11 protein-coding genes are annotated in these 12,475 nt (G+C 68.9%); 7 read left to right on the top strand and 4 right to left on the bottom strand.

The window, feature by feature from the left end; all coding sequences use genetic code 11:
* The first annotated feature begins 115 nt into the window (after positions 1–115).
* From mdo to KXD97_RS04990, 6 genes are read left to right on the top strand one after another with little or no spacing between them, the layout of a single operon-like run.
* Positions 116–1,408: an NDMA-dependent methanol dehydrogenase gene (mdo, locus tag KXD97_RS05015; protein WP_260755682.1), complete on the top strand. Its 1,293-nt coding sequence runs from the start codon at positions 116–118 to the stop codon at positions 1,406–1,408.
* Between the two features lies 1 nt (position 1,409).
* Positions 1,410–2,537, top strand: coding sequence for a MoxR family ATPase (locus tag KXD97_RS05010; protein ID WP_260755680.1), 1,128 nt, complete (start codon positions 1,410–1,412; stop codon positions 2,535–2,537).
* Positions 2,538–2,540: 3 nt separating this feature from the next.
* Positions 2,541–4,067, top strand: coding sequence for a VWA domain-containing protein (locus KXD97_RS05005; RefSeq protein ID WP_260755679.1), 1,527 nt, complete (start codon positions 2,541–2,543; stop codon positions 4,065–4,067).
* A gap of 34 nt (positions 4,068–4,101) precedes the next feature.
* Entirely contained in the window at positions 4,102–5,310 is a 1,209-nt protein-coding gene (locus KXD97_RS05000; protein WP_260755678.1) for an iron-containing alcohol dehydrogenase, read from the top strand.
* A 10-nt stretch (positions 5,311–5,320) separates the two neighbouring features.
* Entirely contained in the window at positions 5,321–6,664 is a 1,344-nt protein-coding gene (locus KXD97_RS04995; protein ID WP_313901349.1) for a MadS family sensor histidine kinase, read from the top strand.
* Positions 6,661–7,299, top strand: coding sequence for a MadR family response regulator transcription factor (locus tag KXD97_RS04990; protein WP_260755677.1), 639 nt, complete (start codon positions 6,661–6,663; stop codon positions 7,297–7,299). Before KXD97_RS04995 ends, KXD97_RS04990 begins: the two co-directional genes overlap by 4 nt.
* A gap of 16 nt (positions 7,300–7,315) precedes the next feature.
* On the opposite strand, the gene mftM is transcribed toward KXD97_RS04990, so the two are convergent.
* Positions 7,316–8,191: a mycofactocin oligosaccharide methyltransferase MftM gene (mftM, locus tag KXD97_RS04985; protein ID WP_260755676.1), complete on the bottom strand. Its 876-nt coding sequence runs from the start codon at positions 8,189–8,191 to the stop codon at positions 7,316–7,318.
* A gap of 156 nt (positions 8,192–8,347) precedes the next feature.
* On the opposite strand from mftM, the gene mftD reads away from it, so the two are divergent.
* Positions 8,348–9,520, top strand: a complete 1,173-nt coding sequence (mftD, locus tag KXD97_RS04980) for a pre-mycofactocin synthase MftD (RefSeq protein ID WP_260755675.1) — start codon at positions 8,348–8,350, stop codon at positions 9,518–9,520.
* On the opposite strand, the gene KXD97_RS04975 is transcribed toward mftD, so the two are convergent.
* The 3 genes from KXD97_RS04975 to KXD97_RS04965 are packed head-to-tail and all read right to left on the bottom strand — an operon-like array spanning position 9,517 to position 12,439.
* Complete coding sequence (locus KXD97_RS04975; RefSeq protein WP_313901348.1) at positions 9,517–10,191, bottom strand: class I SAM-dependent methyltransferase; 675 nt, start codon at positions 10,189–10,191, stop codon at positions 9,517–9,519. The genes mftD and KXD97_RS04975 overlap by 4 nt on opposite strands.
* Positions 10,192–10,215: 24 nt before the next feature.
* Positions 10,216–11,694 (bottom strand): glutamate--cysteine ligase, encoded by a 1,479-nt coding sequence (locus KXD97_RS04970; RefSeq protein WP_260755673.1) that lies wholly within the window; start codon positions 11,692–11,694, stop codon positions 10,216–10,218.
* Positions 11,695–11,704: 10 nt separating this feature from the next.
* Positions 11,705–12,439 carry a class I SAM-dependent methyltransferase gene (locus tag KXD97_RS04965; RefSeq protein WP_396885340.1) on the bottom strand — a complete coding sequence of 245 codons (735 nt, stop codon included), beginning with the start codon at positions 12,437–12,439 and terminating at the stop codon, positions 11,705–11,707.
* Positions 12,440–12,475: the final 36 nt, after the last annotated feature.

Below are 12,475 nucleotides of genomic sequence, written 5' to 3'. Positions count from 1 at the left end.
CGTTCGCACTTGGGCTGTCCGAGGATTCGGTCTTGCTCTCAAGCTGTTCCGTGGCTCACAGTTGCGTGCCTACCTTGGTGGCCGACACGTGCTGCATCGCCAGAGAGGACCAGCCATGAAGGTCGAAGACCTCCTCAAGCCCTTCCCCATCAAGGAGTTTCACCCGTTCCCCCGCGCCATGATGGGCCCGGGAGCCCACGAGATGGTCGGACCGGAAGCGCTCAAGATGGGCTTCAAGCGCGTCCTGCTGATGTCGTCGGGTCTGCGCGGCACCGACATCGTTCACAACATGGCGGAGTCGCTGAAGTGGCACGGCCTCGAGGTCGTCGTGTACGACCAGGTCGAGTCCAATCCCAAGGACTACAACGTCATGGACGCGGTGAAGCTCTACCAGGACAACGAATGCGACAGCTTCGTCTCCATCGGCGGCGGGTCCACCCACGACGCGTGTAAAGGCGCCCGGATCTCGATCGCGCACGACGGCCGCAACGTCAACGACTTCGAGGGCTTCAACAAGAGCGAGAACCCGAAGAACCCCCCGCACATCGCGATCTCGACCACCGCGGGCACCGGATCGGAGACGTCCTGGGCCTACGTCATCACCGACACCACCACCGACCCGGACAATCCGCACAAGTACGTCGCGTTCGACGACGCGTCGGTGGCCACCCTGGCCGTCGACGACCCGGTGCTGTACTACGAGTGCCCGATGGACTACACCGCTCAGTGCGGATTCGATGTGCTCGCGCACGCCTCGGAGCCCTACGTCTCACGGCTGAACTTCGAACCGTCGCTGGGCAACGCGATCCGCGCGATCAAGCTGACCGCCGAGAACCTGCGCGAAGCCACCTGGAACGGAACCGATCTCAAGGGTCGCGAAGGAATGATGTACGCGCAGTACATCGCCGCGCAGGCGTTCAACTCCGGCGGGCTGGGGATCATCCACTCGATCTCGCACGCGGTCAGCGCGTTCTACGACACCCACCACGGGCTCAACAATGCGATCGCCCTGCCCCGGGTGTGGGCGTTCAACATGCCGGTGGCCTACAAGCGGTTCGCCGACATCGCGGCGGCGATGGGTGTGGACACCTACGGCATGACCGATGTGCAGGCCGCCGACGCGGCGCTGGCCGCGGCGATCCGGTTGCTGCGCGACGTGAACATCATCGAGAAGTTCACCGACGTCAAGCAGGACAGCTACTCGAAGAACCGGCTGGGCCTGGGCCCGACCAAGTACTACGAGAACTCCCCGGTGATCAAGGGCGACAAGGCCGACGTGGACCGCATCACCAACCACGTCCTCGGCGACGCATGCACCCCGGGGAACGCCAAGGAGTGCACGTTCGACACCGTGCGCCCGGTGGTCGAGCACTGCATGAACGGCGATCTCGACGAACTGCTGCCCTGACATGTTTCACTCGGTGGAGAGCGTGCGCGAGGCGCTCGCCGGCGAAGGCTACATCGCCGACGAGCGCCTGGCCACCACGGTGTTCCTGCAGACCCGGCTCGACAAGCCCCTGCTGATCGAGGGCCCGGCCGGGGTCGGCAAGACCGAGCTGGCCAAGGTGCTGGCGGCGGCGACCGGGCGCCGGCTGCTGCGGTTGCAGTGCTACGAGGGCCAGGACGAGACCAAGGCGCTCTATGAGTGGGACTACGGCAAACAGTTGCTCTACACCCAGATTCTGCGCGAGAAGATCGGCCAGATCGTCTCGGATGCAGCCGATCTGGGTGAGGCCGTCGACCGTATCGGCGCTCAGGAGAGCGTGTTCTTCTCCGACCGGTTCCTGGCGCCGCGTCCGCTGCTGGAGGCGGTGCGCTCACCCGAGCCGGTGGTGCTGTTGGTCGACGAGATCGACCGAGCGGACGAGGCGCTGGAAGCGGTACTGCTGGAACTGCTTGGTGAATACCAGGTTTCGGTACCAGAGATCGGCACCTTCCGTGCCGTGCACGCCCCGTACGTGATCCTGACGTCGAACAACACCCGTGATCTGGCGGCGGCGTTGAAGCGCCGGTGCCTGCACCTGTTCCTGGACTACCCGGCCGCCGAACGCGAGCTGGAGATCGTGCGGTCCAAGAACACCGGGCTCACCGATGCGCTGGCCGCGCAGCTCGTCGACATCGTCCGCGGGCTCCGCGAGCTGGAACTGCGGAAGGCGCCCAGTATCTCGGAGACCATCGACTGGGCCCGCACGCTGGCCGTGCTCGGCGTCGACGAACTCGACGCCCGGGTGCTGTCGGACACGGTGTCGGTGGTGGTCAAGTACGACAAGGACGTCCGCAAGGCACTGGACGCGCTGCCCCGGCTGGTGGATCCGAACGCCAAAGTGCCTGCTTCTCTGGGGCATTCACACGATGGCGGCCACTCGCATGGCCACAGCAGCCACGATCACGACCATGGGCATGAGCATCACCATGGCGATGATGGACGTGCGGTGCGCGCCGCGAAGGACAAGCCCGGCCGGTTCACCGACGGTTATTACGGCACGCCGAAGAAGGAGTCGACGACGGCGGCGCTGGGCCGGCGGCGGGCGCTGTAGCCGATGGAGGCGACCCTGCACCGGTTCGTCAGGCTGCTGCGCCTGGGCGGGGTGCGCGTCTCGATACCCGAGGCGCTGGACGCGATGCGGTGCGCGGGGCAGCCCGGGGTGTTGTCGTCCCGGGCCGTGTTGCGCACCGCACTGCGCGTCGCCCTGGTCAAGGACCAGCGCGACGAACCGATCTTCGACGAGATCTTCGACGCGTTCTTCTCCCTCGTCCGCGTCGGCGGCGAGCAGAACGGCCACGGGCACTCCCACGCCCACGACGACCTCGTCGACACCGGTGAGCTGGAGTCCTTCACGCTGTCCGAGGAGCCCAGCCAGACACCCGAACCCGGCCACGAGCACGGCAAGCCGGCCAGCATCCGCGACTACTTCAAACAGGAGGACCTGGCGCAGCGCTACAACCTGCACCAGGAAGCCAACAAGATCGATCTGGCCGCGCTGACCGACGAGATCGCCTTCTCCAAGGACAGCCGCAACGGCACCGACGACTCCTACCGGATCCAGCTCGCCACCGACCGCCTCGGTGGGGCGGGTGCGGCCGGGGATCTGGCGACCGCCGCGGGCACACCCGTCGACGCCGAGCTGACCATCGCCGAACAGGAGGCGCTGCTGGGCTGGCTGGACGACGAAAGCGGTTACGGCGGTGACGACGACCTGGCGGCCGCGGCCGAGCTGCGCAGGCGGCTGGCGGGGGTGCTGGAAAACCTGCCGCAGGCCCTCAAACGGCATCTGGAGGCGCTGCTGGCGCTGGAGACCAAGATCGTCGAAAGCCGGGAACGACGGGAGACACACGTCGACCGGATCGGGGAGCGGGAGCGGGCCGAGCTCGAAGACTCGCTGCGCCGGCTCGCCCGCACGCTGCACGGGGCGCTGACCCACCGGCGCCGCGCGTCCGCCGCCGGCCGCGTCGATCCCGGGCAGACGATGCGGCGCAACATGCGCTTCGACGGCGTCCCGTTCGTGCCGGTCACCGTGCGGCGGGCCGAGGACCGGCCGCGGCTGGTGGTGCTCGCCGATGTGAGCCTGTCGGTGCGGGCCACCTCGCGGTTCACGCTGAACCTGGTGCATGGGCTGCAGGACCTGTTCACCCAGGTGCGCTCGTTCGTGTTCGTCGCCGACGTCGCCGAGACCACCGAGCTGTTCCGCGACCACCCCGGTGAGAAGGCGTTGGGTCTGATCTTCGGCGGGGACGTCATCGACCTGGCAGCAAACTCCGACTACGGCGCCGTGTTCGGAGAATTCCTCGCCGAACACTCGTCGGCGGTCACCCGGCGCACCACGGTACTGGTGCTCGGCGACGGCCGCACCAACGCCAAGGACCCCAACCTGGCCGCGTTCGAGGAGATCACCCGCCGCGCCCGCGAGACCGTGTGGCTGACCCCCGAGCCGCGGTACTCGTGGGGGTTGGGCAGCTGCGATCTTCCCGCGTACGCGGAGTTCTGCGACCGTGTCCGGGTCGTGCGCGACCTGACGGGGCTGGAAAGCGCGGCGCACGACTTCGCCGCCGAAGCGGTCGGGCGGTAACGCCGTGAACCGCCGGGGTCGTACGCTGGACCGCATGGGAGCGCGGTATCCCACCCTGACCCCGGAACTCGACCGCCGCTGTGCGGCGACGACGCCCCGGCTGCTGAAGTTCCACGCCCCCGAGATCGTGTTCGGGGTCGGCTCGATGGTCGAGGCGGCGCACGCCGCGGTGCGCCTCGGCGCTCAGCGGCCCATGCTCGTCACCGACCCCGGCCTCATCGAGGCCGGCTGGTCCGGAGAGATGGTCACCCACCTCGCCGACATGGGCGTCCACGGTGCGCTCTGGAGCGACCTGACGCCCAACCCGAAAGACCACGAGGTCGCTGCGGGCTACCAGAAGTACGCCGAGCACGGCTGCGACGTCATCGTGGCGGTGGGCGGCGGATCGGTGATCGACGCGGCCAAAGGGGTGGCGATCCTGGCCGCCAACGGCGGCGACATCCTCGACTACGAGGGCGTCGACAAGGCGCAGATGCCGATCCCGCCGATGGTGGTGGTGCCGTCGACGTCGGGTACCGGCGCCGACGTGTCCCAGTTCTGCATCGTCACCGACACCACCCGCAACACCAAGATCACGATTCTGGGCCGCGCGCTGGTACCCGACATCACCGTCATCGACCCGCGGCTGCTGACCACGATGCCCGAATGGCTCAACGCCGCGACCGGTCTGGACGCGCTGACCAACGGCATCGAGGCGTTCGTGTCGCTGGGGCACAACCAGCTCACCGACCACCATGCGCTGCGGGCGGTCCAGATGGTGACCGACAACCTGGTGCACACCATCGAACGGCCCAAGGAGATGCCGGCGCGCGTGCTGATGGCCCAGGCCGCGCTGGAGGCCGGGCTGGCGTTCACCAACGCGATCCTCGGCGCCGCGCACGCGATGAGCCACCAGGTCGGCGGGCTGCTCGACCTGCCGCACGGCGTCATCAACGGTGTGCTGCTGCCGCACGTCATCCGCTTCAACGCCGAAGCCGACCCCGAGCCTTACAAGGTGATCGCCACCTGCCTGGGAGTGTCCGATCCTGGCGCCCCGGCCGCTGAGGCGGCTCTGGAGCTGGCCGACCGGATCGACCGGCTGGCCCGCGACGTCGGGGTGCCGCGCGGCCTGGCCGAACTCGGGGTGGGCGAGCAGGATCTGCCTCGGCTGGCCAAGACCGCGCTGCAGGACGCGTGCATGAGCACGAATCCGCGCCCCGCCGACGAGACGCAGATGCACGCCCTGTTCCGGGCGGCACTGTGAAGCGGACATCGTGACCGCCGCCGACCCCAGACCACCGGACCTGGCCCGGCTCACCGGCCTGCGTTCGGGAAAGGGGCGCTTCTATCCCGAATTCCGGGTCACCGCACAGCGATTGGACCGTGTGCTGGCCGCGCTCGACACGATCTCGCGTGCGCTGGTGCAGACCATCGAAGGGCCGGAGAACCTGGTGCGCGCGGTGGCCGAGGCCGCGCGGGCTCATTTGGACGCGGACTGGGTGCTGCTGGCGTTGGCTGACGGCGCCCTGCCCGAAGCCAGTGTGCGCCACCTGATCCTGGATTCCGGCGCAGCGGCCTACGCGTTCGAGGGACTGTCCGGAGCCAGGGATCCCGGCCCGTCGCTGCCCGACGCGGTGCTCAACCGGCTCAACGACATTCTGCGGGGACAGCTCGCGCAGTTCCGGCTGCCGGTGATCGAGAGCCGGCACGCCCACGTCCCGATCGAACTCGACGGCGAGGTGATCGGTGCGTTCGCCGCGTGGACGCCGCCGCGCCGCACCCTCGACGCCACCGACGGCATGGTGATGCGCATCCTGGCCGGGCAGACCGCGGTGGCGTTGCAGAATTCGGCGCTGTTCTCCAAGTCGGTGACGCTGCTGGCGCAGTCGGAGGCCCGCAACGCCGAGCTGCTGGCCACTCAACGCGAACTCGGTGCGGCCCAACGGCATCAGGTTCTCAACTCCGAGCGGCACCGGATCGCCCGCGAACTGCACGACAGCGTCGCGCAGACGGTGCTGTCGGCCGGAATGCAGATCGAGGTGTGCCGCAGCGAGATCGACGCCTCGGGCCGGGGCCGTGAGCTGGTCGACCGGCTCGATCTGGCCAAGGATCTGACCCGCTCGGCCACCGAGCAGCTGCGGTCGGCGATCTACGCGCTCAACCAGCCCGGGGACGCCTACCGGTCCAGCCTCACCGAGATGCTCGGACAGCTGGCGACCGTGCACATGCCCGAGGATCTGCGGGTGACCTTGCGGGTGGAGGGGGGCGTGGCCGAACTGCCGGGCGACATCGAACACGCGCTGCTGCGCATCGCCGGTGAGGCACTGTTCAACACCGCCATGCACGGCAACGCGACCCGCGCGATCGTGCGATTGTCCTATCGTGACGACGCGGTCAGCCTGTCCATCGCCGACGACGGGACCGGGGACCCGGCGAAACTGCGGTTGATGCTGCGGATGGCCGAAGCCACCGACGTCGACGGCCGGCACCGCGGACTGGCCAACATGCGGGCCCGGGCCCGCGAACACGGCGGCACCTTCGACGTGTACCGCTCCCGCATCGGCGGGGTCCGGGTGGTGGCCCGTATCCCGCGTGTGTCAGAAAGCGTGACCTCATGAAACCCATCCGGCTCGTTCTCGTCGACGACCACGCGATCCTGCGGCAGGGCCTGCGCTCGGTTCTCGAGCGCGCCGACGACCTCATCGTGGTCGGCGAGGCGGCCTCGGAGAGCGAGGCCGAGGCCGTCGTCGGTGCCACCGCGCCGGATGTGGTGCTGCTGGATCTGAAGCTCTCGGCCGGCTCGGAGTTCGAGGGACTCACCTTGTGCGCCAAGCTCTCCGCGGCCTACCCGACGCTGGGGCTGCTGGTCCTGACGACGTTCCTGGACGAGGACCTGGTGGTGCGCGCGGTGCACGCCGGAGCCCGCGGCTACGTGGTCAAGGACGTCGACACCACCGAGCTGGTCCGGGCGATCAGGGCGATCTCGGCCGGCGACAGCGCGTTCGACTCACGCAGCGCGGCTGCGGTGGTGCGGTCGTTGTCGGGCCGCGCGGAGCCGCGCGCACAGCTCACCGATCGCGAGGTCGAGGTGCTGCGGCTGCTTGCAGCGGGCTTGTCGAACAACAAGATCGGCGAGAAGCTGTACATCTCGGCGACCACGGCCAAATTTCACGTCAGCAACATCATGCGCAAGCTGGAGGTGAGCCGGCGGGCCGAGGCCGTCTACGCCGCCAGCAAGCGGGGGCTGATCTAGCGCCTCCGGCGGGCGATCACAGGTCGAGAACCAGCCAGCCGCCATGGAATTCGTGGGCCTCGGCGCGCAGCCCGGGGTGACGCCGCGCCAGCTCGACGGCCATCTTCCGCAGGCGCTCGATGTCGAAGCGCTGCACGTGTCCATAGCATTCGCGTGGCCGGTCCTCGAAGGGCACCGCGATGATCACCCGGCGCCGCGCCAGTCGCACCGCTTCGTCGACGATGGAGGCCACCATGTGGTCCGGCAGGTGTTCGATCAGATGCAGCGCTGTCACGGTGTCGGCGCTGCCGTCGGGCAGCCCTACGTCGGCGGCATCGCAGGCCATCGTCGTGAGCGGGCGGTGCAACCGCGAGCTGACCTGCTTCAGTAACCGCATCGCATTCTCGTTGAGATCGGTTGCCAGCACGTCCATTCCGTGCTGCGCCATCCGCAGCGGGAAGAATCCGAAGCACGCCCCGAGGTCGATGAGGCAACCGCCCCGGACGAGGTCCGCGGCGTGGGAGTGGATCGGCGCGAACGCCGTCGAACCGGTCTCCAGTTTGGCCAGCGAGTTGCGGTAGAAGCGCAGCCACGCCGGCAAGCCGCCGTCGACAGTGGAGCGCACCACCCCGGTGAACACCAACTCGAACTCCGACTGTCCCCGCAGCGCACCGCTGTCGACGAGTTGATCGGCCAGCAGCACGGCGAGCTCGTCGGACAGTTCGGCGGGGCGCAGGTCATGATCAACCGTGAGGAGCCTGCCGTGGCGCGCGGCGCAGAACCGCGGCGTGCAGACTGTGCCGGGGTCGAGGTGCCGACGATGCGGCCCACACCGCCGACGGACACGGACGCCGTGGCCGCTCCACATCCCGCGTGGCGACGGGGCAAGCGGGTTCATCGTGGTGGAGTCCATGTCCGCCAACGCTATTGACCGACAGGGCGCCGGCGCGCGCCCCGAAAGGGCGCAATGCGGCACCCGTCCGGATGGGTAGGTGCCTACCCATCCGGTGAGTTCCCGTGCGCAGCGAGATGCCATAGCGTCGACGGCGGAAAAGCAGAGGAGACGCCCATGGCCGCCACCGGTTGGTTCGAGACCGTCGCCGAGGCGCAGCGACGCGCGCAGAAGCGGTTGCCGGCCAGTGTCTACAGTGCGCTGGTCGCCGGCTCGGAAAAGGGCGTCACCGTCGGAGATAATCTGTCGGCGTTCAGCGAACTCGGCTTCGCTCCGCATGTCGCCGGGCTGTCGGGCAAGCGGGATCAAGCCACCACCGTGATGGGACAGGACATTTCGCTCCCGGTGCTCATCTCACCGACCGGGGTGCAGGCCGTCCATCCCGACGGTGAGGTCGCGGTGGCGCGCGCCGCCGCGGCCCGCGGCACCGCGATCGGTCTGTCCTCGTTCGCCAGCAAGCCGATCGAAGAGGTCGCCGCGGCCAATCCGCAGACATTCTTCCAGATGTACTGGACCGGTAGCCGGGACAAGCTGGTCGGCCGGATGGAGCGGGCGCGCCGAGCCGGCGCCGTCGGCCTGATCATCACCACCGACTGGTCCTTCTCCAACGGCCGGGACTGGGGCAGTCCGGCCATACCGGAGAAGATGGACCTCAAGGCGATGCTGCGCTTCGCGCCCGAGGCGGTGCGGCGGCCGCGGTGGCTCCTCGACTTCGCCAGGTCCGGACGCGTGCCGGACCTCACCGCCCCGAACCTGGCCGACGGCGGCACCGCCCCGACGTTCTTCGGCGCATACGGCGAATGGATGCAGACGCCGCTGCCCACCTGGGAGGACATCGCCTGGCTGCGGGAGCAGTGGGGCGGCCCGTTCATGCTGAAGGGGGTCATGCGCGTCGACGACGCCCGGCGCGCCGTCGATGCCGGCGTCACCGCGATCTCGGTGTCCAATCACGGCGGCAACAACCTCGACGGCACCCCGGCTCCGGTCCGTGCCCTACCGGCCATCGCCACCGCTGTCGGTGACCAGATCGAGATTGTGCTCGACGGTGGGATCCGGCGCGGCAGTGACGTCGTCAAGGCCGTCGCGCTCGGCGCCCGCGCCGTGATGATCGGCCGCGCATACCTGTGGGGCCTGGCAACGGGAGGGCAGGCCGGCGTCGAGAATGTCCTCGACATCCTGCGTGGCGGAATCGACTCGGCGCTGCTGGGTCTCGGGCTGTCCTCGATCCATGAGCTGACCCCGGCCGACCTTGTGATCCCGGACGGCTTCCGCCGGGACCTGGGTGTCTAGCCGTCTTTGTGGGCCGACAGCACGAACGCCTGCATCCGCAGCCGACCGTGCTCGTCGAGCATATCCAGCGGCGGGGGCGGCATGCCGGGAAGTTTCGGCACGTTCGTGTGGATCAGCGATGGCCGGATGTCGTCGATGACCCAGTACCGGGAAACCGCCTCGCGCAGTTCGAGTTCGGTGACCTCGTTGGGGCCACCTTCCATCTCCGCCGGGAACGCGCCCTTGGCGAAGACCAGCACGAAGAAGCCCGCCCCGGGTGCGGCGGCCCGGTGCACCGACTGCAGGTAGGCGTCGCGGGACTCGACCGGCAGAGAGTGAAACAGTGTGCTGTCCACCACCGTGGCGAACCGGCCGTCGAATCCGCTCAGCGCGGTGATGTCGGCGGCGACGAACGACGCCCGTTCCGACAACCCACGCTCGGCGGCCGCCGCGGTGGCCGCGGCGACCGCCGTCGGGCTGATGTCGATCCCGGTCACCGTGTAGCCGTCGGCGGCCAGTGCCAGGGACAGTTCCGCGTGGCCGCAACCGGCGTCGAGCACCTCGCTGCGAAACTTGCCGTCGCGCCACAGCGCGGCCAGCTCGGGCTGCGGTTCGCCGATGTTCCACGGCGGCTCACCGTCGAAGTCGGCTTCGCCCCGGTATACGCCGTCCCAGTCCATGACGTCGGCCATGTCCGCCAACCTACCCTCGCCGCGTCAGGCCGGCAGATCCCAGGTGTGCACCGGTTCGTTGGTGTGCATGCGCTCGCAGTACAACCGCAGCATCTCGGCCAGCGCGTCCGGGCGGCTCATGCCCCGGTCCTGCAGCGCGGTGACGGTACTGGATTGCCATGCCGCCCCGTTGCGTCCGGTCTTGGCGCGGCCCTCGATCACACCGAGGTAGCGGTCGCGCACGTCGGCGGCGACCTCCCACCGGCGCAGTCCTTCGTCGGCCATCGGCAGCAGCTGCCGCAGGATCAACTCGTCCGGGGTCACCTCTCCGACCCCGGGCCAGTACAGCCGAGCGTCCATCCCCTGGTGGGCGGCGGCGACGAAATTCGCCTCTGCGGCAGCGAAACTCACCTTCGTCCACAGCGGACGGTCCTCCTCGGACAACGTCCGCAGCGCCCCGTAGTAGAAGGCCGCGTTGGCCATCATGTCGAGCACCGTCGGTCCCGCGGGCAGCACCCTGTTCTCCACCCGCAGGTGCGGGCGCCCGTTCACGATGTCGTAGACGGGCCGGTTCCACCGGTAGATCGTGCCGTTGTGCAGGCGCAGCTCCGACAGCTTCGGCGTGCGGCCGGCGGCCAGTTCGGCGACCGGGTCCTCGTCGGAGAGTTCGGGCAGCAGCGACGGGAAGTAGCGCACGTTCTCCTCGAACAGGTCGAAGATCGACGTGATCCAGCGTTCCCCGAACCAGACGCGAGGTCGCACCCCCTGGGTCTTGAGTTCGTCGGGGCGGGTGTCGGTGGCCTGGGTGAACAGCTCGATGCGGGTCTCTGCCCACAGGTGGTGGCCGAAGAAGAACGGCGAGTTCGCGCCCAGCGCGAGCTGGGGGCCGGCCAGCACCTGCGCGGCGTTCCAGTTGGCGGCGAAGTCGGCGGGCGACACCTGCAGGTGCAATTGCATGCTGGTGCAGGCGGATTCCGGGGCGATGGTGGCGGTCTGCAGGCTCAGCCGCTCCGGGCCGGCGATGTCGATCATGATGTCTTCGCCGCGCGCGGTGAAGATCGAGTCGTTGAGCGCCTGGTAGCGGGTGGACTCGCTCATCCAGCTTCCCGACAGATGCTCCGGCATCAGCGTCGGCAGGATGCCGATCATCACGATGTGCGAACCGTCGGTGTTGGCCTTGGATTCCGCGGCGTTCAGGCTGGCGCGCACGTCGGCTTCGAGGTCGAGGGCCGCGCGGCCCGGAAGCCGGCGCGGGGGCACGTTGAACTCGATGTTGTAGGCGCCCAGTTCAGTCTGATACGCGGGATCGGCGATCGCCTCGAGCACTTCGGAGTTGTTCATCGCGGGTTGATATGCGGAGTCGACCAGGTTGCATTCGATCTCCATACCCGTCAGCGGCTTCTCGAAGTCGAAGCTGGACTGAGCCAGCATCGTCTCGAAAACGTCGAGGCACAGCTGCACCTTGCGGCGGTACTCGCGGCGGTGCGCGCGACTGAACTCCGTCTGCTTCAGTTCCTCGCCCACGGACCCAAGACTATCGGCGCCACGCCACCGCGACCTGAGGACTGAGCAACCCGCCACGCAACTCCAGGTGCACCGGCGGGTCGGCGCAGGCGGCCAGCGCGCGCAGCGCCGACGGACTGTAGGCGCGCAACGAGCTGATCACCCCGTCGTGCACGAACGGCACCAGCGGCGCCCACGGCAGCATCGTCGCCAACCGCAGCAGATGCAGCGGCGCCGGCGGGCGAGGCAGATCGATGATGAGCAGCTTGTGCGCCGCGCGGGTGCCCTCGGCGATCACCCGGGCCGCGGCCTTCGGCGGCAGATGGTGGAACGACAACGCGAACACCGCCAGGTCGAACTTGCCGTCGGCCGCGTCCAGCGCCGTCGCGTCCATCTGCCGGACCGTCGCCCGCGGATGGGCCCCGAGGTCCCCGGCCGCGATCGCCGCGACGGACGCCGGCTCGACGTCGGTCACGGTGAGCCGGGCCGTGGGGTGCCACTCCAGCAGCTTGCGGGACAGCCCGCCGTGCCCTGCGCCGAGCTCCAGAATTGCGGGGTCGGCCACGTCGGCGACCTCGTCGAGCGCCAGCTTCGCGAACTTGTCGTGGTTGCCGAACAGCTCCCCGGTCCAGTCCAGGGCCCGGATCACGCTGCGCTTGGTCCGCTCGAGCCCAGCATCTCCGGCTGAGTCCCGGTCCAGGTATTCGCGACGGTCGGTTTCCAGCAGGCGGTCCAGGCAGGACGCATCCGGCCCACCGCGCGGCATGGAGCCGATGTCTGCCGCCGATTGCACGGCCCGTGT

The organism is Mycobacterium sp. SMC-8, from assembly GCF_025263565.1.
Classification (GTDB): Bacteria; Actinomycetota; Actinomycetes; order Mycobacteriales; family Mycobacteriaceae; genus Mycobacterium.
Note: the sequence above shows the minus strand (reverse complement) of the source record. Positions and strands in the feature narration are given on the sequence as shown.